We start from the raw sequence: 22,081 nt of genomic DNA on the forward strand, positions 1-22,081 counted from the left end.
GGTATTTTATTGATGATTGTTTTTGTAAGCAAAATGGCAATGCAATTTATATAATTAGCGAGATGATCTGCCATCCGATAAACCAAAGTATAAAAAATGTATGACTTAGTTTATCTCCTCAGCACATTATACTTCCTAACGCTACTAACCAGGAAAAAATTTTGCGTTTTCGTAAGAATAAATAATGCTTACGATTTTCCATTTTCCCTCCGCTTTGAAAAGGTGCCAGTACTCGCTTCCCCAATTCGTTATGGTATTTTCTTCCTGAAATGAATAATTGAAACTCACACTGGCAATCACATCATCATTGATGATCCTGATCTTCTCAAACTTTTCTTCCTTGCCGCCTTTTTCCATGATGTAGCGAAAAAAGTTTTCATACGTATCTTTAAAATAATTTTTACGGTTAGAAGGATTAATTTCCAGCCGTTTTTGCTGTGATCTGTTCTTAACAACGCCGATCCAGACCACAGGGTTTTCATGGAAGAGACTGCTAAAAGTAGCCGAATCTTTTTGAATAATACTTTCTTTAAATTGCCAGACTACAAGTTGGATTTCCTTTTTCTCTGCATCAAAATGCTGAGCTATAGCAAAATGAGACCTCAGCATAAAAATGCTTAGGCTAAGTGTTTTCATAAATTAAAGGTTTTTGTTTAGTAGCCGCGATTTAATTTTTTAAGGATTTTATTTTTGATGGCTGCAGATGGTTTCTCCAGAGAGTAGCGGTAAAACAGACCGGCCAGGATACAAAAGGTAAAACAGATCAGCAATCCAGGCGTATAGGATGCCGGAATTTTAATTTTTTCGAGAAACAACTGTACCAGATGGATAACAATTTTATGCGATAGATAAACGGAATAAGACAGGGCCGCTAATTGAGTGGTGATCATGTTAGATTTCCTACTCAGGAAAGAGTTGCCGGAAATGGCTCCTGTTACCAGTACGCCATAGCTTACCGCTACCAGCGAAAATCCAAATAGTGAAGCCTGTTGCGAATAAGCATCTCTGCAGAACCACAGGGAAAATATAATGGTTATTATCCCGGTAAAAACCAATAGGTTCCCATTCCGGTTTATTATCGTTTTGAATGTTGATGACTGAAACAATCCACCAATCAGCACCCCAATGTACAGCCCATCTAATCTGGTATACGTGGGATAATAGATGTTCATATACCATTTTTTCCAGAAATCGGGAGTTTTCATGTATGGGAGAACATATTCATTCCAGGAAAATACACGGAGCAGTAGCGTAGATATGATCAGCAAAACAATAATAATTTTCAGGTATTTTATTTGCCTTATCCTGATTAAAAATAGTAACAAAACCGGAAGTGCCAGGTAAAATTGTTCTTCGATGCATAACGACCAGGCATGAGAAAAGGTTCCCTTGTTAATCACATCCAAACCAAAATTCTGAGTGAAGGAAAGAAATTTCCACAGGGGCGGCAAAGCTTCCCGTTCTCTAAATACCGGAAAACAAAAATACAGTAACAGCGTGAACAAATATGGTGGAATGATCCTGAAAAACCGTTTAGTGAAAAAGATTTTTAGCCTGATGGTTCCGTGTATGCTGATTTCCTGTAAGAGCTGATTGGAAATCAAAAAACCACTCAATACAAAAAACAAATCAACTCCGGTCCATCCGATCCATCCAACAGAATCTACCCAGGCGGGATGCTCAAACATCTGGTAATGATATAGCAATACTAGCAGGATTGCAACCGCCCGCAAATGATCCAATCCAACGAAGTTTTCTTTTTCCATTCTTTTTTCTGCAATAATATATCTATTTACCATGGATATAAAACGAAGAATGCAGAAGAAGCACTTTTGCCTGCAGATAACAAATTTGCTGTTCGAATGCCAGTTCCTGCTATTCATCATCAAAGTGACTACTTCTGAGTCTAAACAGCGCATGCAAGGCTTTTTAGTAATATCTTTACGCACTGTGAGCACAATATCAAATGGAAAATTAAAAAGAGAAATCAGCTATCAAACAGGACTCTGGATTGCTTTATTTCTTTTTGGAATATTCTGTAATTACGGTGAGCTTGAACAGCCAGATTTCCGGGAAATATTTTACTATGATGTATGTCACTGGATCTTCCAGATTATCGGTGCCAACTGGATTTACTTCTTTCTGATCCGCAGATTTTTCGAGACTAAAAAATATTTTAGCTTTAGCCTTTATTTTATGGCCGGGATATACGTTTTAGGCATACTAAACCGTATTTTTATTGTTTATGCGGCCGAACCTTTATTCGCAAATTACCCTCAGGATAGCATTACCGATATCCTAACAGATGTTAAACACCTTCTATTTTACTACATCCTACCCATTATTTCCGGGTCTTTTATTTTTGTTTCTATGATGATCATGCTTCGGTACAGAGATGAAAAGCAAAATGCCCTGCAGCTTCAGAAAGAGAAATCGGAGCTTGAATTGAAAGCCCTGAAAGCGCAACTAAATCCACATTTCCTGTTTAACACGCTGAACAATATATATGCTTTATCCATTACCGGTTCTGCTGCCGTACCCCAATCCATCAGCCGGCTTTCTGATATCCTGGATTACCTTCTTTACCACGGACAAGAAGAAATGGTCCCCGTTTCAACAGAACTAAAAATCGTTAAGGATTACATCGCCCTCCAAATGCTGCGCTATGATGAACGCCTTACACTTGAGATGGAGGAAAAAGTAGAATTTCCCAGCCTCATTCCACCGTTACTGTATCTCTCTTTTGTAGAAAATGCTTTTAAGCATGGTGCCGAAAAAACAAGCGGTGTCGTTACCATCAGAATTTCGATTGAAACCGATGCAAATAATGTGCACTTTAAGGTAGAAAATCAGTTCTTTGCCAAATGCCAGGAGGTAGGAACCGGAATAGGATTGGAAAATACCAGAAAGCAACTTGATCTCTATTATCCGAATCAATATTCATTGGTAATAAAGAATGTAGATGACTGGTTTACAATAGAATTAATGACCCCAATAATATGACGATTAACTGTATTGTGATAGACGATGAGCCTTTGGCCATCAGGCTTCTGGAAAACCATATCGCAAAGATAGCGGAACTGAAGTTGGTGGCCACAGCAACAAATGCACTCGAAGCTTATAGAATTTTACAGACAGAGGAAGTAGATCTTTTGTTCCTGGACGTTCAGATGCCGGATCTGAACGGCATAGAATTTTTGAGGTCGCTGAATAAAAGGCCATCTACCATTTTTACGACCGCTCACCGCGAATTTGCCATCGACGGTTTTGAGCTTGAAGCAGTAGACTACCTGCTGAAACCCATCACTTTTGAACGCTTTTTTAAATCTGTAGACAGAATTCTGAGAAATGTAAAAAAGGAAAACGAAGAAGATTTTGTGATTTTTAAGTCAGAGGGATTCAGCCGGAAGTTTTTGCTGACAGACATCCTTTATTTTGAAAGCATCGGAAATGATATTAAGGTCGTGCTTCAGGACGAATTTATAATGGCACCTAAAATATCAATCTCCGAACTTGCATCACATCTTCAGCATAAAGGATTTTTAAGGATCCACCGTTCATTTATCATCAACCAGAATCAGGTAGCTGCCATCAGCAATCATGAAGCATTAATCGGAAAAACATCCATTCCGGTGGGCAGAAGCTTCCGGGAGACATTCGATAACTTTGCCGGGCAATTTTCGGCAAAACGTTTGTTTTAACTAATGATTATTCCGTTAACCTAAACCTGATATAAATTATCTGGTAATAGTAAAGAAAATGGTTAGTTGAATTATTTATCCTTTTGTAGAATTATAGAAGATTAATGAATTAGAGAGTCGAAAGTTTAACCTTCGTTGGTTCCATCAACCAGCGTTTGGCCTCCTCTATATCATAAAAAAAGCGAACGTTGGCTTTACCATCCGATACATCAAAACTTTTCTGAGCGGCAAGTTGGGCAAATATACTTGGAGAAAAAATCCAGGCAAAATCCTGAAGACCAGCTTCGATCATCATCGGAAACCAAACCTTTCCTGCCCAGTCTGATGCCTCAGACCAATTACCAAGCACTTCCCTATTATCATTAAGTACCTTTTTAAGTCCGGATGACTTCAGCAACTCTATCATCTGAAGCCCCCCATTTTGCACACTTTTAAAATGCTGATGCCCGGTCCAGTTTACTTCCATCCATTCTTGCTGATCGTTACAACTAATGGTAAGGTATTCATTGCTGTAATTCAGCCCTTTAGCCACTGAACCTTTTATAACCGCTGTTTCGTTAAATGGAATGCGGATGTAAACTGTAGTTCCTACCCCAAGCTCACTTTCAATCCAGAATGTACCCTGATGAGCTTTAATGATTTCGGAGGAAATAAAAAGTCCCAGGCCGAGTCCGCCAAAGCGCTCCGCAGCATTATCCGATCGGTAATAACGGTCGAAAAGTTTTTCGAGCTCCCGACTATCGATCCCTATACCATGGTCTTCGACAGCGATAATAATTGATTCCTGTTCAACTTTGAACGTAACATTCACCACATCTGCATGGGGAGAGTATTTAACCGCGTTACTGAGTAAATTATCAATTACCTGCTCTATCCTGAAACGATCAGCATATATGTTAATATGTTCGGCTTCATTAAAGATGATGCGATGGGTAGTAACGCTTAGCTGAAGATTTCCGCAGCACTCCTTTAACAACTCATTAAGATTAAAAATGGATTTATTAAACTGGAGCTTACCTGCATTGATCTTGCTAACGTCCAGCAAATCATTAATCAGGCTCTCGAGTTTAGTCGTAGCGGTGTCTACTTTTTGTAGGTAAGATTTTGCTCTCTCAAGATCATTAGTTCTGGCAAGCAGTTGGTTAAATGCCTTAATACTGGTTAACGGTGTTTTTAATTCGTGCGAAGCGATAGAAATAAATTCATCCCGCTGCTCCTGTCCCTTCTTTTGCAAGTCTATATTGGTATTCGAACCAATCCACAATATGACCTCACCATTTTCGAGAATAGGCACTGCACGTCCCAAATGCCAGAGATACTGCCCGTCTGCCATTTTCAATCTAAACTGAACCTGATATTCTGAACCATTTTCGAGCGAAAGCATCCACACCCGCGTACATTCCTGCAAGTCATCAGGATGAACGTAGTGTTGCCAGCCAATACCAAAAGGGGAATCAGGATCGAGTGCAAAATCACGGATGATTACGCCGTTAACATAATCAATCTTACCATCAGCCCTGGCTGTCCATACTTGTTGTGGAAGAGTATCCAGAAGCCTGGATAGATGGAGTTTCTCTTTCCGAACAATAGTGATATCCCTAAAAATAACCAGAAGCCTGATTTCAGCAGTGTTATCGAAGATTTCCGGAATGATCTGAAATGAATAATAGTGGCGAATATCCTGCATAGCCACTTCCAATTCTCCCGTAATATTTTTTCTTACCAGGAGTGCCTGTTTCAATTCATTCCAGATTCGTTTGCTCAATGCCTGAACATCAGAATCAGCGAACTGAGGAAGCTTACTTATATCCTGATTAATATAAATACAATCCAGGTTTCCATCAAAACGCATGATCAGATCCGGAAGATTTTCAGCCAAAGTTTTATACTCTGTCTCGCTGGCCTTAAGCTCACGAAAAATACTTGCCATGGGCATATCAAAAGCCATTTTCACATTGGCCTTATAAATTAGAAAGAAGGAAATCAGTTTACCATAATGTCCCCATTCATTTAACTGGCCGTAGTTTGATGTGTAAGTAGCAAAGCAACATTCACTCAGGATGGCAACTATAATAGAACCAGAAAGAAGTTGGTAAGTCTTCCGATCGAAATTAGCCCTTCTCCTGTAGAGCAAGAATAAGCTGACCAACAAGAGTAAAATGATGATGTACTCAGATATAACCTTAAAAAGGGTTTGACCAGCTCCGGGCACAAAACATACCGGGAATACTTTCCATACCAAAATGCTTGCAGCAATGAGTGAAGACACCACAAAATATAAGAGGAAGAGCAGTTCCGTATTAATTTTTCGTTTGCGCCCAATCATCAGAAAACCGCCAAGAAAGATCACCGCCTCCATACCACGTGTTGCTACCCAGAACTGGTTGGCAGGATATCCGGGTAACGGGATTATATTCATTCCATTATAGCTCAAAGTATGTAACAAATCCAGCGCACCAATGAACAGATAGGAAATACCAACAACATGCAGGTATTTGTTATCCTGCATTTTCCTCGAGTTCCAGGCAACAATAAACACCGCAAAAGCTATTACAATGGAAAAGAGCTCAACCAAAGTATGGAAAAGCATGTAACCGTGCCTCTTGCTGTAAACAAAAACCAGCATCAGGCAAATAATGCCAAATGCGGTACGGTAGTAACGATTAAAAAGAGAGGTGAGTTTTCGCAAGGATATAATTAATCTAACAACAAATATATGGTTTTAAGAAAGGTTATGAAAAATTGTTTCTTTCACTGGTTTGTTTATGCTACAAGATAATAAAAATTTTTATTTACAGGTACTTGGGAAGAATTGGAAAAGCAAAGCGTCAGCATTAATGTTGCAAGAACATCATTTAATTATCAAAACTGAATCAACTAATGGCTTTGATTACATTTTATAAAAAAATACTGATCCCTAAGCCTTTCCAGCAGCCTATCACAACATTTTCGTGATCAGCAAACTATTGAACTGTTTTTGATGTTAAGATAAAATAAAGAAAATCATGGAAGACAACAAAAAAGAGCAGCAAGAAGTAAGCCTAACCGATCAGGAACAACTTGCCCAGGCTGCGTTGGGGAACACCGAAGCAATACAACCCTCTACAGACAGCAACAACGATATCCTTAGCATACCTGAAATCTCGGGAACCGGTAGCAATCCATCATCTGCCGCACCGCATTCGCTCATTGTACATGAGGATGAAAACGGAGAAAAAAAGTATGAAGAAGGCAGCACTGAAACTGCTAACGGGGAAAAAGGATAATACAGGTATTTCAGACCCGACCAGATATTTCAATTCATCAGATTGAAAAGATAGCGATATATATATTAGGAGAAAAATAGGTAACCAAACCTTTTGATATGCATGTACTGTTGACGAAAATTTCCAGACAGATCAACCCTTAAAAATATCTACACTAGACCTGGAGTTTATTTTAAACCGATTCATACCAAACCTAAATTTCAAAATGCAGGATATAGACTGGACCAAAATCATGGTAGGTGAAGAAAAGTGGGGATTTCTCATCGAGATTGCCATACGCACCATACTGATGTATTTTATCATACTGATCGGGCTAAGACTTCTTGGCAAGCGAGGTGTAGGACAGCTCTCTGTATTTGAAATGGTGGTGATTATCAGTCTGGGTTCCGCAGCTGGAGATCCGATGTTCTATAAGGAAATCGGGCTCATGGTACCGATAGCCATTTTTGCAATCATTGTAGGTGCCTACAGGCTTACCACCTACCTAATGGCTAAAAGCAAGCGATTTGATGACTTGGTTGAAGGCCAGGCTACTTATATCATTGAGAAGGGCATGTTCTCCGTGAATGAATTCAGGAAGGAAGCCCTTGCCCAGGACGAGTTTTTTTCGGAACTGCGGCAACAGGGCGTTTCTCATCTCGGCCAGGTTGAAACGGCCATATTGGAAACATCAGGCTGTGTGAGTATCTTCTTTTTTTCGGATGAAGAGGTACAGCCAGGCCTGCCAATCATGCCCAAAGAATTCGCACGGGCATCCAAAATGGTAGATCTTGACGGGCTTTATGCCTGTAGTTTCTGCGGAAAAGTTCACCACATCAGTAAAGGACAAAAAACCGATTGCACCAGTTGCAAACGCGATGAATGGGTAAAAGCAGACGACAGACCGCGGATAAAATAGTATCAAGAAGTTAACCATTACCTATACCATCCACTTTTTTTCGACCGAACAAAATACATCATACCAGCATCAGTTCACATCTCTTACGTGCAACCGCTACCCGATCTGATAAGCCAAAAAGCAGCACCCTACCTTACGTTACCAGATGCACAAGGAATGATAATTCCCCTAAAATTGCGTATCCTTGCACCACAAACAGCGTGAAGTAGAATGATCCTTTGAGAGATGGAATTGACCAAGCAGCAAAAAGATATTATAAACTCTACCGGTAACATCAAAATTAATGCTGTAGCAGGTTCAGGCAAAACAACCACCATCATTGCATACGCTGCAACCAGACCACCGGGCAGCCGGATTTTGTACCTGGCTTTTAACAAAGCCGTAAAAACCGAGGCAGCAGATAAATTCAGGAAAAAAGGCCTACAAAACGTGACTGTAGAAACCGCCCATTCCCTTGCCTTTCGCCATGTGGTTATGAGGAGCAAATACCAGGTAAAAAACAGGGATTACACAACAGATGAAATCGTCAGCATGCTTAGGTTAAAGGGTACAGGCGAAAAACATAGCCAACTCCTTATTGCCAATCATATCCTTAAACTCAGCGCTTATTTCTGTAACAGTGATGAGGCAAAGGTTCAAAATTTAGATTATATCAATCTATTAGCAGATGATGAGGCTAAAAATTTTGTTGGTAATGCTTATGATTACATCATTAACCAGACAAGGGTTTTTCTGGGTAAAATGGATAAAGCAGAAATCGAAATCACCCACGATTTTTATTTAAAGAAATACCAGCTTCAGCAGCCACAGCTGGATTTTGATTACATCCTTTTTGACGAAGCGCAGGATGCCTCCCCCGCCATGCTCGACATCTTTTTAAAGCAAAAAGCGACCAAAGTCATCGTGGGCGACACCCACCAACAGATTTATGGCTGGCGTTACGCCGTAAATTCCCTGGAAAAAGCAAATTTCAAAACCTATCACCTCTCGATGAGTTTCCGCTTTGGACAGGACATCGCCAACCTGGCCATGGAAACACTAAGACTTAAAAACCTGTTAGCGCCTCATCGTCCCATGACTATCCTGGGCAAAGGCAGAGATGCAAAGATCAAAACCAATGCGGTGATTGCGCGTACGAACCTTGGGCTGCTCGTTAAAGCCATTGAATATGTAACCGAGCGAAAAAACATTAAACATATTTATTTCGAAGGGAACATAAATTCATACACGTATGCCGATGAGGGCGCTTCCCTATATGATATTCTGAGCCTGTACAACGCCAATCATGATCAGATCAGGGATCCGATCATCAGATCCATGAGGGATTTGGAAGATCTGGAAGCATATGTTGAACAGACCATGGACACCGGCTTATCGATGATGATCGAACTGGTGCGTCTATACGGCAATAGCATTCCCGGCATGATCAAAGCCATCAAAGAAAAACATGTGCATCAGGATGAAAAAGCAAAGGCTGAAATTGTTTTTTCCACCGTTCACCGCTGCAAGGGAATGGAATATGACGCGGTACTCCTAGCAGATGATTTCGTTACAGAAGAAAAAATCAGAAGGCTCAGAGAAGACAAAAATGCCCAGCCCGCTCAATTTAATCGGATGAACGAAGAAATCAACCTGTTATACGTCGCCATTACAAGAGCCAAAAACGGTCTTTATATCCCCGAGTCATTGGTTCCGAAGCACTTCCCGGTTTCGCCCAAGATATACCTCATTGCCGCCCTTAAGCAGCCGCAAGAGACCATCAATCCACAAAGGGGGAATCAGAAAAAGCTTACGGACATGAAAACGATCAACAGTGAGCAAAACAAGCATGCAGCAAATCAATCCTGGACAGTGGAACTGGACAACGAACTCACCATCATGTATGCTGATGGTTACAGCCCAGGCGATCTCTCCCTGCATTTTGGCCGATCGAGAACAGCCATCAGTATGAGAATCAAAAAATTAGGACTCGAAGATCTATATTTTTGATGTTAAGGTTTCGTCGCAAATCAGATGGTAAAAAGCAGCAATATATTCGATTCAAGCGCCTATATAATTCCAACTCCAGTGAACGGGAACAAATTCATAACCAGAATTGAGCATTCTTTTGTGTCCTATAAATTTTATGCGCTAAATATGATTAGTAAACTATCAGCACAGTTTATAATTAGTAAGATGGGCACATATTGCCTTCAAACCGCTTCATCTTCGAAGATCCTCTCTATCTTCGCCTGGTATTTTTTTGCACAGACATCTTTACGAAATGCCAGGAACGTTTTGTAACCGCTATTCCGAACAGCAGCCTCTGTTTTATTCTCCAACAGAGAAATTTAAGCAGCAATATGATATGGAGATTAACGATGATGAGCGGCAAAAAATTTTACATATACCAGCAGCCCCAGATACAGCAGGAGGAATATTGCAAACAGTATACCTATAACAATTCCCACTTGCTTCCAGAAGCCCCACCTGCTGGCTTTAGAAACTTTTTTTTGAGAAAAACGCTCAGGCCAGAACAATCCCACAATGATCATTACAGCTATTATTGCAATAAAAACCCACATTCGGTACAGCTGGTCTTTGAAATGCAGCCACCTTGCGCCGAACTTCTCTTTGGGTCCAATGCCAACCGTGTAAAAATATTCATTCCCCAGATAGGATCTTCCCGAACGCATCCGTACATTTTTTTTATCATAAAGATAAAAATAGACAAATGGCCTGCCCTCTAAAACAACGGTACCGGAAGCAGTTTCTACGCTTACCGAGGTATGGTCAAAACCGCTCTTATAAAATACCTTACGCACCGCTGTCAACTTCACCATTGCAGCTTTTTCCTGATTAATGGCAGCGCTAATCAAAAGATCACCATTAACAATGATGTATAAACAGGTGAAAAGGCCAATCAAAGTATACATCACCAAAATACCAACCTTTTCATACCAGCCTTTATTGGAAAATTTCGTCCTCAACATCGCATATAAGCTGACCGGAAGAATAGCAAGCAACGATAACCACCATACCAACGAAGGCGCATGGTCAGTATAAAGTTCCAGGTTGAACCTCGAAAGCAGATACACAGCTGCCCAGATTGTAGCATAACCAATCAGAAAAGGTTTTTCAAGCCCGAGCAGAAGTTTATTAACAGGTATAGCCATTTTTTCGACTAAAGATAAAGGTTCCATTAATCATTCAGCCTAGAGCAGCATCAATTTTTCAATGATAGGCATTGAAAGGCCAAAATCCGTTTAATGCTTTTAAGGCAAATGCTTGATTTGTGATAGTTGTGCTTTTATTAAACAAAAGTTAAAGAAGCAATGTTGCACAAATAAGAGTACGATCAAAAACGCATGCGTTTACCATGATCAGCAAATACATTGACAAATTAAACAAAACAAAAATGTCTGAAAACGAAAAAAAAATGGAAAGTCCATTAACAAAATATCCAAGACCACCTTTTGTGAAGCAACCGCAGGAGGTACCCGGGCTGGCATCAAAAATGAATCCGGTTCCAGATCATGGAGAGCAGAGTTACAAAGGCTCTGGAAGATTGGCAGGGCGCAAAGCCCTAATTACTGGTGGTGACTCCGGAATAGGTAGAGCGGTAGCGATAGCCTATGCACGCGAGGGCGCTGATGTCGTGATCAACTATCTTCCGCAGGAACAATCTGATGCGGATGAAGTATTAGCCTTGATCGCCGCAGCCGGAAGAAAGGGATTTGGTATTGCGGGAGACATCACTTCAGAAGATTTCTGCCGTCAACTTGTTGAGGAAGCTGCAGAAAAAATTGGCGGGATCGACATCCTGGTTAATAATGCCGGACACCAACAGGCTATTGAATCTTTACTCGACATCACGACTGAAGATTTTGATACCACCATGAAAACCAACGTATATGCACCTTTCTGGATCACCAAAGCAGCACTTCCGCTGCTTGAAGAGGGTGCAGTCATCATCGCAACCAGTTCGGTACAGGCATACGATCCGTCAGAAAATCTTTTTGACTATGCACAAACCAAAGCCGCAAACGTTGCTTATGTAAAATCACTTGCCAAGCAGCTGGGACCAAAAGGGATCAGGGTTAACGGAGTAGCACCAGGCCCGGTATGGACACCTTTGCAAACCAGTGGAGGCCAACCGCAAGATGCCATTGTAAAATTTGGCGAAGTCACCCCACTTGGGCGCCCTGGTCAGCCTGCGGAACTTGCATCTATTTTTGTGCAATTGGCAGATAGTAATGCCAGCTATGCAACCGGACAGATATATGGCGCCGCTGGCGGGAACGGTCATCCGTAAGGAGCTTAAGCTGGTGCTGGGTGGATTAGTCATTCTCCAGCATCAGCTCATTCTAATTTTTCGTTACCTATAGACTTTCATTGACTTAAGCGATTTTATTTTCGCACACACCAAGTCGTCATCGCCCTCATGTTCTGCACATTGGTCGTCTTGATCGGCTCGTGAAGCTGTCCACCAAGTTTTTTGGTAAGCCGAACCAGCATTTCCTGGTTAACCAAGAATCGCTCTGATCCATCTGGAAGAATATACCTCCCGTTTCCGATAAAACGGACCACTGATTCAATACCGATTTCTGAAGCCAGGCGACAGAAGAAATATCCACCAGGTTTAAGCACACGCCACATGGAGGTCAACATCGCTTCAAAATGCTCCTGGTTTTCTGCAAAGTGGAGCACAGCAGAACTAACAACCAGATCGAATTTTTCATCTTCAAAAGGTAACTGTTCTACAGGCGCTATGCTGAAGTTTTCGTCGGGGTTAATATGAGGGAAGGCACCTGCCAGATTTTTAAGCTCAGCTATAGCTTCAGGATTTAAATCTACCCCATAAACCTGTACGCCACTTTTCAGGAAGTAAAGCAGGTTTCTTCCGGTTCCACATCCAGCATCAAAACGGTTTTGCACTCATCATAAGTACCTTTTAACAATTGGTCAAATAAATAAATATCAATATTTCCGAAGGTTTCCTGTATCTGCTCGCTTTTCATTTCTGAAGCAAAGATAAGTACAAAATATCCGTCATAAAAATCGTTGTATCCGGATGTTGGAACTAATATCTAATCGGTTAGTCTGGCAATATCAACGATCCTTTATTTTCCTGTTTATACAAAGAACAGGATGTAGTCCTTTTTGTTCTAATAGTACAATCTGAGCAGTTGATGCCAGAATTATACCCTTTTTAAACTAATTTAACCCTTTGCTGTTATTAATAGATATGAATCTGCAGCGTCGAGATCAGCACTTCACCCAATTTCCCTTTATTAATGGTTAATACTTCCTGTCACCTAGATTCATCACGCAGCATTCGGGGACTACATCTCTTCATTATATTTTTCGGAATCTTAAAATTCCTGATCCATGTAATTGCCTTAAAAGGATATGGCTACCATGCTGATGAAATTTACTACGTTGAACTCGGAAAGGAATGGCAATGGGGTTTCCCCGATATATCACCATTTGTAACCTGGATAGCGTATATTTCAAAGCTGCTTTTTTGCTCCTCTTTAATCGGTTACCGAATCCTGCCTTGCTTTTTCTCCGCGGCAATAGTCGTAATCACTGGCTACATCACTTATTTTCTAGGCGGAAGACGTTTAGCCATTACAATCGCCTGCTCGGCAATTATTTGCTCGCCTGCATTTTTAGCAACTTCGTACCTCTTGCAACCGGCCGTGTTCGATGAGTTCTTTTGGACCCTCCTTTCCTTCGCCCTCATCGCTTACCTTAAAACCCGTAAAACATCTTTCTTATGGCTTATGGCAATAGCATTGGCATTTGGCATACTCAACAAATACAGCATCCTGTTATTGGTTTTTACAGTACTCATCGCCTGGTTAATTTGTGGAAGGAGTGCAACTGCGCCCCACTGGAAGAAGCTGATACTTCCTGCCCTGGTTTTCCTGTTGATTTTAGCCCCACACATTGCATGGCAATTTGAACAAAACTTTCCTATTTATAAATTCACAACCCAGGTGGCGAAAACAAACTTCGACATTGATCTCGGCGATTACTTCCTGCAACTATTTTTCTTTCACGGAGCAGCGGTAGCTGTTTGGTCTGCAGGACTTATTTTCCTGATGACTAACCGGCAAAGCAAAGAATATTTTTTTCTGGGCATCGCATCTTTAATGGTGATTGCAATACTATCCGTATTAAAGGGCAAGCTTTATTATGGACTAGGCCTCTTCCCCCTGCTATTTGCCAACGGTGGATATTGCTGGGCGCTCATGTTAAATCACTTTAAAACTGCTTATAAAGTGATGTTCATCGGAATGCTCTATGTTTTTGCACTCTTCAGTCTTCCTGTGGTAATTCCTATATTTTCCCTTACCAATAATAAATTTTATATGTCTGAAATGGTAAAGCTAACGGGTTTTTCCAGACCGCTTCGCTATGAGGATGGCTCTTATGGTAAAATGCCACAGTTTTTCGCCGACATGACCGATTGGGAATACCTGACAACGAAAGTAGAAAAAGCCAGCAGACAACCAAGCACGTTGGGTAAAGCGCAAGTAATTTTAACTGACGATTATGCCATTGCCGGAGCCTTAAAACACTACGGCAGTAACGAACTGCCATTTGTAATATCGGCAAGCAACAGCTTTCTAAGCAAATCGCCAAAAAGTCTGGATCAGCACACGATCATTTACCTCACTAAATCAACCGGACTGGTCGTTAAAGGCGTTGCTGGTAAAGTAACCCTCATTGATACCATTCATTCAAACAACTCACACATTAACGGATTATGTATTTATAGGTTATCCTTCCTTACCAAGGCCTTCAAACAACAGTACGCCAGAGATCGGCTGATATTCGTAGAAAACTAACAAATGGCGTTGCCAGCCCCCCTTATCGTCTGTTAAGGATGTAAGTGAATGCACGATACGATTATCAATTCGGGAAATAAATGATCATCTTGTAATTTAAATCAGGTTATGTTTTATCTTCCGGATGGTAAAATTTTAAAGCCCGGCAGGGAGCTGTACTTTAAAAATACTTCCTGTTCCCATATTGCTTTCAACACTAATATGGCCATCATGGAGTTCTATAATTTCACGACAAAAATACAGCCCTATCCCAAAACCGGAGATTATTCCTTTCTGCCCCTTTTCTGCCCTGTAATACCGCTCGAATATCCGTTCCCGGTCTTCCGCCGCAATGCCCATCCCTTTATCACTGACAGAAATTTCCACTGTATTATCTTCGGCCGCAGAATAGCCAAGGGTGATCTGGCTTCCCATCGGTGAATATTTAACTGCATTTTCGACCAGGTTTTGAATGACTTGAGCGATTTTATTCCGATCAGCATTTAATTGAAAAGAATGTAGCTGATCAACAACGATTTCATGCGTATGAATCCTGGATTGAAATTCCTCTTCCAGTTCTGCAAACAGCGTTTTCAAATCGAAATCTGACCTTTCAATCAGCATTCTTCCAGAATCAAGCCGCGAGATATTTAAGAAACCATTGATCATATTACTCATATTACCAACCTGTTTAACAGACTTCTCCAGAATGTTTTGTTGAGCAGTGTTTTCTGTCATAATGGCCTGACGCTGCATCAACTGAAGGTAGGCATTGATGGCGGTTAGTGGTGTTTTAAGTTCATGACTGACCACGCTTATAAAATCGTTTTTTCGCTGTTCTTCTTTCTTCTGCTCAGTAATATCCCGTAAAGTACCATTCAGACTTGTCGCTTTTCCCTTAGCATCATAAAACACTTTTCCCCTTGCCTGCACCAGTCTCCCATTCGGGTCATGGGGATGGAAGATACGATATTCAATAAAGTAATTCCCATCAGATCCTTCGCCCAGCACATCATTAATGGCTGCAGTAACACGTTCCCTGTCCTCTTCTACAATAGCAGCAATAGCGATCGAGAGGTCCAGTTGCTCCTCATCAGCTAAACCGAACCATAATTTTAATAATTTATTTCCCGAGAAGAGATTGGTATCGGGCTCATAGTAGAACGTGGCCAGCGCCCCTGCCTCGATGGCCATGGATAACATATGCTGGTCTTTCTCGCTTCTGCGCCGTTCCAGTATCTCATCTGTGATTTCTTCCAGAATGATCAGCACGCCTGTAACTTGGTGATCAGATGAAAAAACAGGTTGGTAAATGGAATTCACAATAGCCTCTCTGAGTCCCTCATGGTGGCGTAAAAACACCGAAAATTCATTGTTTGTTTTCCTTACCCCGCTTTCAAAGACCTCCTTCAGCCATCGATTCACCGGCTGGCCTTCCAGTTCAGGCCGTGCGGTTTTATGTGGGATGCCTTGTACAGCTGACAACTCATGCCCCCAGATCTTCAATATTACAGGATTAGCGATCTCAATAATCAAGTCTGGCCCCTGCAGCATAGCGATGCCTACCGGCGCTTGCTCGATGATTGTCCTCACCTGCTCTCGGCTTTCTGCCAGAAGTTTTAACGAATGATTGAGTTCATCATTTGTGGTCGTCAACTCCTCCAATGTTGCTGCCATTTCCTCCAGCAGACTTTGTTCATTCTCTTCTTTTTCCCGAATTTTTTTCTGGTGCTCTAATCTTGAAGTAACATTACGGGCCGTGTTCAAAATACACCAGGTTTTATTATTTTGGTCCAACAGCGCCTTATATTCATAGTCGAAATAATCCGTAACCGGAATACCGTTTTTAATGAGCCTGGCAGGTGCATCGGTAACCGAATAGGATTTGCCCGAACGCCACACCTCTTGCAGAAGAGATAAGAATGGCTGATCTTCCAGTTCTGGCAGTGCACTGATAAGCGGAGTACCAATAACAGAAGCGTCCTTGCCCCATAGCGAAAGCATCCCTGCATTAGCAAACCGGATAGTCACATTTTCACCAGCGTATATAGCGGTAGGTTCGGTAGAGCAGCTTAATGCTTGTAATATAAGATCTTCGCCAAAAAAGGGATCGCGCGATTTTTCCTCAGTATTCATCAATCAAATATAAGGCAAATACGTAAGAACTGATCTAAACGATGTTACAGATTGCTATTGAGACGATAAAAAGTGTCATTAAAACCGTAGAGCCATCAGGTGCAGCAGTAAACCTTAATCCGCGTATTCCTCCAATATACTTAGCGTGTATCTGGATAGTTTGTAGTTTACAGCGACCAGGCCGAAGAATCTTTTCACGGTAGTTTCACTGATCATTTTTTTAGTGCTTTTAGAAATCTCTTTCGACAAAAATTTGCAATCCCAGGAAGTAACAGCACTTAGCCCGGCTTTTAAACACACGCGGGCTCTCAGTTCTTTTAATGCTTGATCATCCATAATTTACAAGCTTTCCTACCTTAATTGGCAGGTAGGAAAGCGTTATTACTAATATTTTAAAATGGTAAATTCTGTTCTTCTATTTTGCTGATGTTCTGCTGCAGAACAGCTCACTCCATTTGAGCAGCGGTTAAGCAAACGTGTTTCGCCATAGCCTTTGGCAATCATCCTGCTTCTCGCGATACCCCTGCTGACCAGGTAATTAACTACAGATCTTGCTCTCCGTTGAGAAAGGTCAAGGTTATAGATATCTACGCCCCGACTATCAGTATGAGAAGCAAGTTCAATTTCCAGGGAAGGATTGTCTCTCATGGTGCGAACCAACTCATTCAATATTTTTGCCGCATCAGCCCGGATATTATCCTTATCAAAATCGTAATGAATATTTGCAAGTCTCAGCGTTTTCCCCTGCTCAAACAAAGGCTCTAAGCGCAACTCGGCATATAAAGTGTCTGATTTTGCCAGCCCTTTCGTGGTTAATATTGCTGAATCTGCGTAGAACTTTAGTTTGGCCCCGAGCACTTTATAATCGCTTTCTTTATCAAGCTGGAAGAAGAAAGTACCATCCTGTTCATTGATTTTTTTTGCTACAATACCTGATCCATTCTTCGACAGAGTAACGGTCACATCAGAAAGATGTTCATGCGTTTTCTTGTTAAACGCTATCCCACGTAGCGCGAGAATGATTTTCGGACGGGAGTAGTTGAAGGTATAGATGTCATCAGAACCCTGTCCACCTTTACGGTTAGATGCCAGATATCCGGTAATTCCATCAGCGGTTGGGCCGGCGGTAAAGAAAGCAAAGTCGTCTGCAGCAGAGTTAATAGGATACCTTAAATTTACTGCTTTTGTCCAGTTGGATTTATCACCCTTGCTGCTAAAAATATCCAGGCCGCCCATTCCGGGCAATCCGTCTGTAGAAAAGTACAGTGTGCCAGTTTCACTTACCGAAGGAAACATTTCGTTGCCTGCAGTATTTACCGATGGACCTACATTAATAGGTTTTCCCCAAGTACCGTCAGACTGCAGATCGCTATACCAGATATCTGTTCCACCTAACGTTCCAGGCATATCAGACACAAAATAAAGGGTTTTTTCGTCGGAACTCAGACTTGCATGTCCCACGGAGTATTCCTTAGGTTTGTTATACGCAAATGGCTCCACCTGGTAAGTTCCGGTCTGTTTATTCTTAGTGTAAATATAAAGTTCCAGGTTACTTGTTTTGTACTTTCGTTTGCCAGCTTTACCCACTTCACCCTGGCTACCTGTATAAGTGCGGGTAACGTAGAAAACGGTTTGGGACTTGTCCGATACGAGTGGCCCCTGATGAAACGGCGCATCATTAAGGCCAGATTTTATCACCACAGGATTAGTGAGGTTATGCTGCATATCTGATGTTGAGGCATAGATTTTAAGAAAGCTATTTCCCGTTCGGCCATAAGTTTTGTTCAATCCTTTATTTTCCGGCTCTCCGGTAAAATACACCAGTTTTCCAACAGGATAAGCTGAAAACTCAGAAAGCGGCGTATTTACTCCCGTTTCATTTCTAATCTGGTAAGCGGTTGGATTTGCCATCCAGGTAATGGCAGAGTCGCAGCCTGCGATTTGTAAGGCCACCTGAGGCGTTAGGCCGATCTTGGTGGCATAGTCAGCAAACACTTTCTTTGCCTCTGCGTATTTCAGATTTGCTTTCAGCATTTCGCCATAATAGAGTAGATTGATGGCCGAACTTTCAGGCCTGGCGATAACGCGCGAGTACCAGGTTTCCGCAGCTTCAAAATCATTCATGTTGCGGTAACACAGTGCTAGATTTTCAAGGTCTGTAATTCGCGGATTATCCTTGTCTACCAGTTTTTGGATTAAGGTGGCAGCCTTTGCATAACTATATTGATTTAAAAGTGCCTGAGCCCTTTCACGTATCCCAGGTTGTTCCTGAGCATTTGCCCATCCGAGCAGGATGGAGAGGGCAACAACTACTAAACTAAATTTTCTATAATGGTTGTTCATATTAAATTTTGGTTAAAGTGATCTTAATCTGTTCTATTGATTCTACCAGGCCAATAACGAAAGCCGAGACCACTAATATGGATAATAACATCAGCCAGACTACGCCTGCTGTTGCTTTTAGGATGTAACAAAGTATCATATTAAAAAAATCTTGGACTCAGTAAACGAATATCTTTCCGCGGGAAAGTGAGACCGAGGGTGATCTCGTGCGTGCCGTTTGAGATACTTCCGAACTTACTTAGCGCATAATCGTAAGAGTAGCCGATGCGAAAACGTTTGTCCACATAAAATTGGGCGATGCCTGAAATTGAGTTCAATTGACTAAGATCCTGCCCTTCAGCATATTTTTTGTTCCAGATTTTTACACCGGTGCGGTATGCCCCACCCAACCATACTTTACCGCCGAAGATGACCATTGCGCCTACATCTAAACTTGTTGGTCCTTTAAAATCTTCCTTAACCATAATACTCGGACGCAGTTTAGTATCGTCATTAAGATCGACCAACATACCCGTAATCAAATAAAAATGACGCTGGCGCCTGATATTTTCATTAGTACCATCACTCCAACGGAAGATTGCATTGTCATAGGATCTAGAAAACAGATCCATTACTGACGCACCAATATAAAATTTAGGACTTGAGTAGTACACACCAAACCTGGCATCAGGAACGATATTACTGATTTTACCAATCGGTAACGACTGATCACCATCATCTACCGGGTTAAGCAGGCTTCCGTCCAAACCATATTGTGTAAGGCCAACACCAATACCAAAGCTCAATCTTTTGGTGTCCTCATCATCTAACCGGATTCGGTACGCATAGTTCAAGTAAGCAGCGTTTGCCGATTGCGGACCGAGTTTATCAGCCGTAATCTGTAAGCCCAGGCCCATTCTTTTCGTATACGGATCCAGAACCCCATCAATAGAAATCTGCCCGGTCTTTGGAGCACCCTGAATCCCTGTCCATTGGCTTCTGAGCGCCATCTGGGCAAACCATTCCTCCTTATAACCGGCATATGCCGGGTTTACGCTTAAAGAATTGAAAATATATTGTGTAAACTGAATGTTCTGCTGTGCAAGAACAGGAGTAGCTTCACAACATAGCAAAGCTACTACCAGTATTAATTTATTTATGCCTTTTATCTTCATTACTTTTTTGATATGGCCGGTTGCCCGGCCGTACATTTATTTTTTAATTAAAACCCAACCTTTTTTAATCTGCCTATCGCTACCGTTTCTCAGCGTGATCATGTAGTAATAGGTACCTTCGTTTAAGCCCTGACCGTCCCATGTGTTTTTGTAGTTGCTATTACGATATACTTCATTACCCCATCTGTTAAAAATTGCAATTTCTACCTGTTGGTAGTTTTCGATACCTACGATTACGAACAGGTCGTTCTTTCCATCACCGTTAGGTGTAAACACATTAGGTATAAAGAAGCCCGTTACATCGATAGTTGCGGTAGCCACATTGGTCCAGTTTCCATTCTCGTCTTTTACGCGGTAAGTAAACTGGTCTTTACCGGTATAGCCGCTATATGGTCTATAGATTACAGTTCCGTCGGCATTAACGACCAGTGTTCCATGTGCCGGAGACGAAATAATCTCAACCGTCGATCGGTCGAATGGAGATCCGTCGATCCTGTCGTTGGTAAGTACAAGGATTGATACCGGCTTATTGTATTCCGTTTCCGCATGATCATCAATTGCAACCGGTTTAGAAGGAATCACAGTAATTGTTACCGTTGCAGTATTAGATACCTGACCGTTTTCATCGGTGACGGTATAGGTAAATGTGTCCGTTCCGGTATATCCGTTATCAGGTGTGTAATTTACAGTCCCATCTGTATTCACCTTTACCGTACCATGAGCAGGCTTGATAATCACAGTTGTACTTGCAGGCACTAATGGCTTGCTGCCAGGAAGATCATTAGTTTGTACATTAACGGTTACCGGTTTATTTTGCTGCGTTTTACCAGTGTCATCTTTCGCTACTGGCGGTTTAGCTAAAGTTGTTTCCGTAGCCTTATCATTGTCGGTATCTGTACCCGATGTGTCTTTCACATCGTTACCTTTAGGATCTTTGGCCGTTGCCACTGCAGTGTTTGTTACCTTTCCGTTATCAATGTCTGCAGCTGTAATTTTATACGTTTCCTTATGAGTTAACGAGGCGCCTGGCGCTAGTATTCCAGAGATCACTTTTGTACCGGCAAAGATCAAAGGATCATTAAGAACAATATTGCTCAATGTTGTGTTGCCTGTATTAGTGATCGTGAAGGTGTATTCGATGTTGTTGTTTAACACGAAGGCACCCTGTACACCAGTCCCCACGTTAGTTACCTTTTTAACAAGTACCAAAGCACCAGTTTGTGGAAGTGGTGTGATTGTGCAATCCGGACAGGCAGGATCAACAGGAGGAGTACCAGGACCTGAAGGGTTACCGCTTTCTGACTGATCGGTAACGTTGTTTCCTTTAGGATCTTTACCCGTTGCCGTTGCAATGTTGTAAACCGCACCTTTATCAATATCGGCCTGTGTTACCGTGTAAGAAGCAGTGAAGCTTGATAGGTCGGCTGCACCGGGAAGTAAAGTTACCGGTCCACCGGTTACGGTTACTTTAGGGTCAGTAATAACGATGTCACTCACCGTAACGTTACCCGTGTTTTCAACTTTGAAAGTATAGCTGATCTTGTCGCCAAGGTTCACCTTGCCGTCGCCATTGGTATCTGCGTATGTTCCGGTTTTAGTTAATCTGATCACCGGGGCCTGTGGAAGTGGTGTAACCGTACAATCCGGACAGGCAGGATCAACAGGAGGTGTACCGGGACCTGAAGGGTTACCGCTCTCAGACTGATCGCTAACGTTGTTCCCTTTAGGATCTTTACCTGTTGCCGTTGCAATGTTGTAAACAGCG

17 protein-coding genes are annotated in these 22,081 nt (G+C 41.8%); 7 read left to right on the forward strand and 10 right to left on the reverse strand.

All coding sequences use genetic code 11. From position 1 onward, the window contains the following. Positions 1–144 precede the first annotated feature (144 nt). Both OQX63_RS21160 and OQX63_RS21165 read right to left on the reverse strand, forming a co-directional pair. Positions 145–636, reverse strand: coding sequence for a nuclear transport factor 2 family protein (locus tag OQX63_RS21160; RefSeq protein ID WP_265852795.1), 492 nt, complete (start codon positions 634–636; stop codon positions 145–147). Between the two features lie 17 nt (positions 637–653). Continuing rightward, entirely contained in the window at positions 654–1,799 is a 1,146-nt protein-coding gene (locus OQX63_RS21165; RefSeq protein ID WP_265852796.1) for an acyltransferase family protein, read from the reverse strand. 151 nt (positions 1,800–1,950) lie between these two features. On the opposite strand from OQX63_RS21165, the gene OQX63_RS21170 reads away from it, so the two are divergent. Further along, complete coding sequence (locus OQX63_RS21170) at positions 1,951–3,003, forward strand: sensor histidine kinase (protein ID WP_265852797.1); 1,053 nt, start codon at positions 1,951–1,953, stop codon at positions 3,001–3,003. Next, positions 3,000–3,701 (forward strand): LytR/AlgR family response regulator transcription factor, encoded by a 702-nt coding sequence (locus tag OQX63_RS21175; protein ID WP_265852798.1) that lies wholly within the window; start codon positions 3,000–3,002, stop codon positions 3,699–3,701. Before OQX63_RS21170 ends, OQX63_RS21175 begins: the two co-directional genes overlap by 4 nt. Positions 3,702–3,810: 109 nt before the next feature. On the opposite strand, the gene OQX63_RS21180 is transcribed toward OQX63_RS21175, so the two are convergent. Beyond that, on the reverse strand, positions 3,811–6,390 hold the full coding sequence (locus OQX63_RS21180) for an MASE3 domain-containing protein (protein WP_265852799.1): 2,580 nt from the start codon (positions 6,388–6,390) through the stop codon (positions 3,811–3,813). Between the two features lie 316 nt (positions 6,391–6,706). Between OQX63_RS21180 and OQX63_RS21185 the strand changes: the two genes are divergently transcribed. The 3 genes from OQX63_RS21185 (at position 6,707) to OQX63_RS21195 (ending at position 9,854) form a co-directional block, all read left to right on the forward strand. Next, positions 6,707–6,967 (forward strand): hypothetical protein, encoded by a 261-nt coding sequence (locus tag OQX63_RS21185; protein WP_265852800.1) that lies wholly within the window; start codon positions 6,707–6,709, stop codon positions 6,965–6,967. A 205-nt stretch (positions 6,968–7,172) separates the two neighbouring features. Further along, entirely contained in the window at positions 7,173–7,865 is a 693-nt protein-coding gene (locus tag OQX63_RS21190; protein WP_265852801.1) for a DUF421 domain-containing protein, read from the forward strand. Between the two features lie 225 nt (positions 7,866–8,090). Next, positions 8,091–9,854 (forward strand): UvrD-helicase domain-containing protein, encoded by a 1,764-nt coding sequence (locus tag OQX63_RS21195; protein WP_265852802.1) that lies wholly within the window; start codon positions 8,091–8,093, stop codon positions 9,852–9,854. A gap of 365 nt (positions 9,855–10,219) precedes the next feature. On the opposite strand, the gene OQX63_RS21200 is transcribed toward OQX63_RS21195, so the two are convergent. After that, entirely contained in the window at positions 10,220–11,047 is an 828-nt protein-coding gene (locus tag OQX63_RS21200; RefSeq protein ID WP_265852803.1) for a hypothetical protein, read from the reverse strand. Positions 11,048–11,262: 215 nt separating this feature from the next. On the opposite strand from OQX63_RS21200, the gene OQX63_RS21205 reads away from it, so the two are divergent. Next, a complete protein-coding gene (locus OQX63_RS21205; RefSeq protein ID WP_265852804.1) occupies positions 11,263–12,159 on the forward strand; it encodes an SDR family oxidoreductase in 897 nt (298 codons plus the stop codon). Between the two features lie 95 nt (positions 12,160–12,254). Here the strand turns inward: OQX63_RS21205 and OQX63_RS21210 are convergent, their stop codons facing one another. After that, complete coding sequence (locus tag OQX63_RS21210) at positions 12,255–12,782, reverse strand: class I SAM-dependent methyltransferase (protein WP_265852805.1); 528 nt, start codon at positions 12,780–12,782, stop codon at positions 12,255–12,257. A 359-nt stretch (positions 12,783–13,141) separates the two neighbouring features. Between OQX63_RS21210 and OQX63_RS21215 the strand changes: the two genes are divergently transcribed. Continuing rightward, on the forward strand, positions 13,142–14,704 hold the full coding sequence (locus tag OQX63_RS21215) for an ArnT family glycosyltransferase (RefSeq protein WP_265852806.1): 1,563 nt from the start codon (positions 13,142–13,144) through the stop codon (positions 14,702–14,704). A 135-nt stretch (positions 14,705–14,839) separates the two neighbouring features. On the opposite strand, the gene OQX63_RS21220 is transcribed toward OQX63_RS21215, so the two are convergent. The 5 genes from OQX63_RS21220 to OQX63_RS21240 form a co-directional block, all read right to left on the reverse strand. Then, complete coding sequence (locus OQX63_RS21220; protein ID WP_265852807.1) at positions 14,840–16,819, reverse strand: ATP-binding protein; 1,980 nt, start codon at positions 16,817–16,819, stop codon at positions 14,840–14,842. Positions 16,820–16,933: 114 nt separating this feature from the next. Beyond that, positions 16,934–17,155, reverse strand: a complete 222-nt coding sequence (locus OQX63_RS21225; RefSeq protein WP_265852808.1) for a hypothetical protein — start codon at positions 17,153–17,155, stop codon at positions 16,934–16,936. Between the two features lie 48 nt (positions 17,156–17,203). Continuing rightward, positions 17,204–19,162 (reverse strand): OmpA family protein, encoded by a 1,959-nt coding sequence (locus tag OQX63_RS21230; RefSeq protein WP_265852809.1) that lies wholly within the window; start codon positions 19,160–19,162, stop codon positions 17,204–17,206. A gap of 140 nt (positions 19,163–19,302) precedes the next feature. Beyond that, complete coding sequence (locus OQX63_RS21235) at positions 19,303–20,352, reverse strand: type IX secretion system membrane protein PorP/SprF (protein WP_265852810.1); 1,050 nt, start codon at positions 20,350–20,352, stop codon at positions 19,303–19,305. Beyond that, the coding region (locus tag OQX63_RS21240; RefSeq protein WP_265852811.1) for an Ig-like domain-containing protein at positions 20,353–22,081 on the reverse strand (1,729 nt) is incomplete at its 5' end. It abuts the gene before it with no gap.

Origin of the sequence: Pedobacter sp. PF22-3 (assembly GCF_026239555.1) — a bacterium.
Lineage (GTDB): Bacteria > Bacteroidota > Bacteroidia > Sphingobacteriales > Sphingobacteriaceae > Pedobacter.

What these genes read in the sequence shown, in the direction of transcription:
- OQX63_RS21185 (WP_265852800.1), top strand. Translation starts at nt 6,707, where the DNA reads ATGGAAGACAACAAAAAAGAGCAGCAAGAAGTAAGCCTAACCGATCAG.
- OQX63_RS21215 (WP_265852806.1), top strand. Translation starts at nt 13,142, where the DNA reads ATGGTTAATACTTCCTGTCACCTAGATTCATCACGCAGCATTCGGGGA.
- OQX63_RS21200 (WP_265852803.1), bottom strand. Translation starts at nt 11,047, where the DNA reads ATGGAACCTTTATCTTTAGTCGAAAAAATGGCTATACCTGTTAATAAA.
- OQX63_RS21195 (WP_265852802.1), top strand. Translation starts at nt 8,091, where the DNA reads ATGGAATTGACCAAGCAGCAAAAAGATATTATAAACTCTACCGGTAAC.
- OQX63_RS21175 (WP_265852798.1), top strand. Translation starts at nt 3,000, where the DNA reads ATGACGATTAACTGTATTGTGATAGACGATGAGCCTTTGGCCATCAGG.
- OQX63_RS21205 (WP_265852804.1), top strand. Translation starts at nt 11,263, where the DNA reads ATGTCTGAAAACGAAAAAAAAATGGAAAGTCCATTAACAAAATATCCA.
- OQX63_RS21160 (WP_265852795.1), bottom strand. Translation starts at nt 636, where the DNA reads ATGAAAACACTTAGCCTAAGCATTTTTATGCTGAGGTCTCATTTTGCT.
- OQX63_RS21220 (WP_265852807.1), bottom strand. Translation starts at nt 16,819, where the DNA reads ATGAATACTGAGGAAAAATCGCGCGATCCCTTTTTTGGCGAAGATCTT.
- OQX63_RS21190 (WP_265852801.1), top strand. Translation starts at nt 7,173, where the DNA reads ATGCAGGATATAGACTGGACCAAAATCATGGTAGGTGAAGAAAAGTGG.
- OQX63_RS21225 (WP_265852808.1), bottom strand. Translation starts at nt 17,155, where the DNA reads ATGGATGATCAAGCATTAAAAGAACTGAGAGCCCGCGTGTGTTTAAAA.
- OQX63_RS21165 (WP_265852796.1), bottom strand. Translation starts at nt 1,799, where the DNA reads ATGGTAAATAGATATATTATTGCAGAAAAAAGAATGGAAAAAGAAAAC.
- OQX63_RS21235 (WP_265852810.1), bottom strand. Translation starts at nt 20,352, where the DNA reads ATGTACGGCCGGGCAACCGGCCATATCAAAAAAGTAATGAAGATAAAA.
- OQX63_RS21230 (WP_265852809.1), bottom strand. Translation starts at nt 19,162, where the DNA reads ATGAACAACCATTATAGAAAATTTAGTTTAGTAGTTGTTGCCCTCTCC.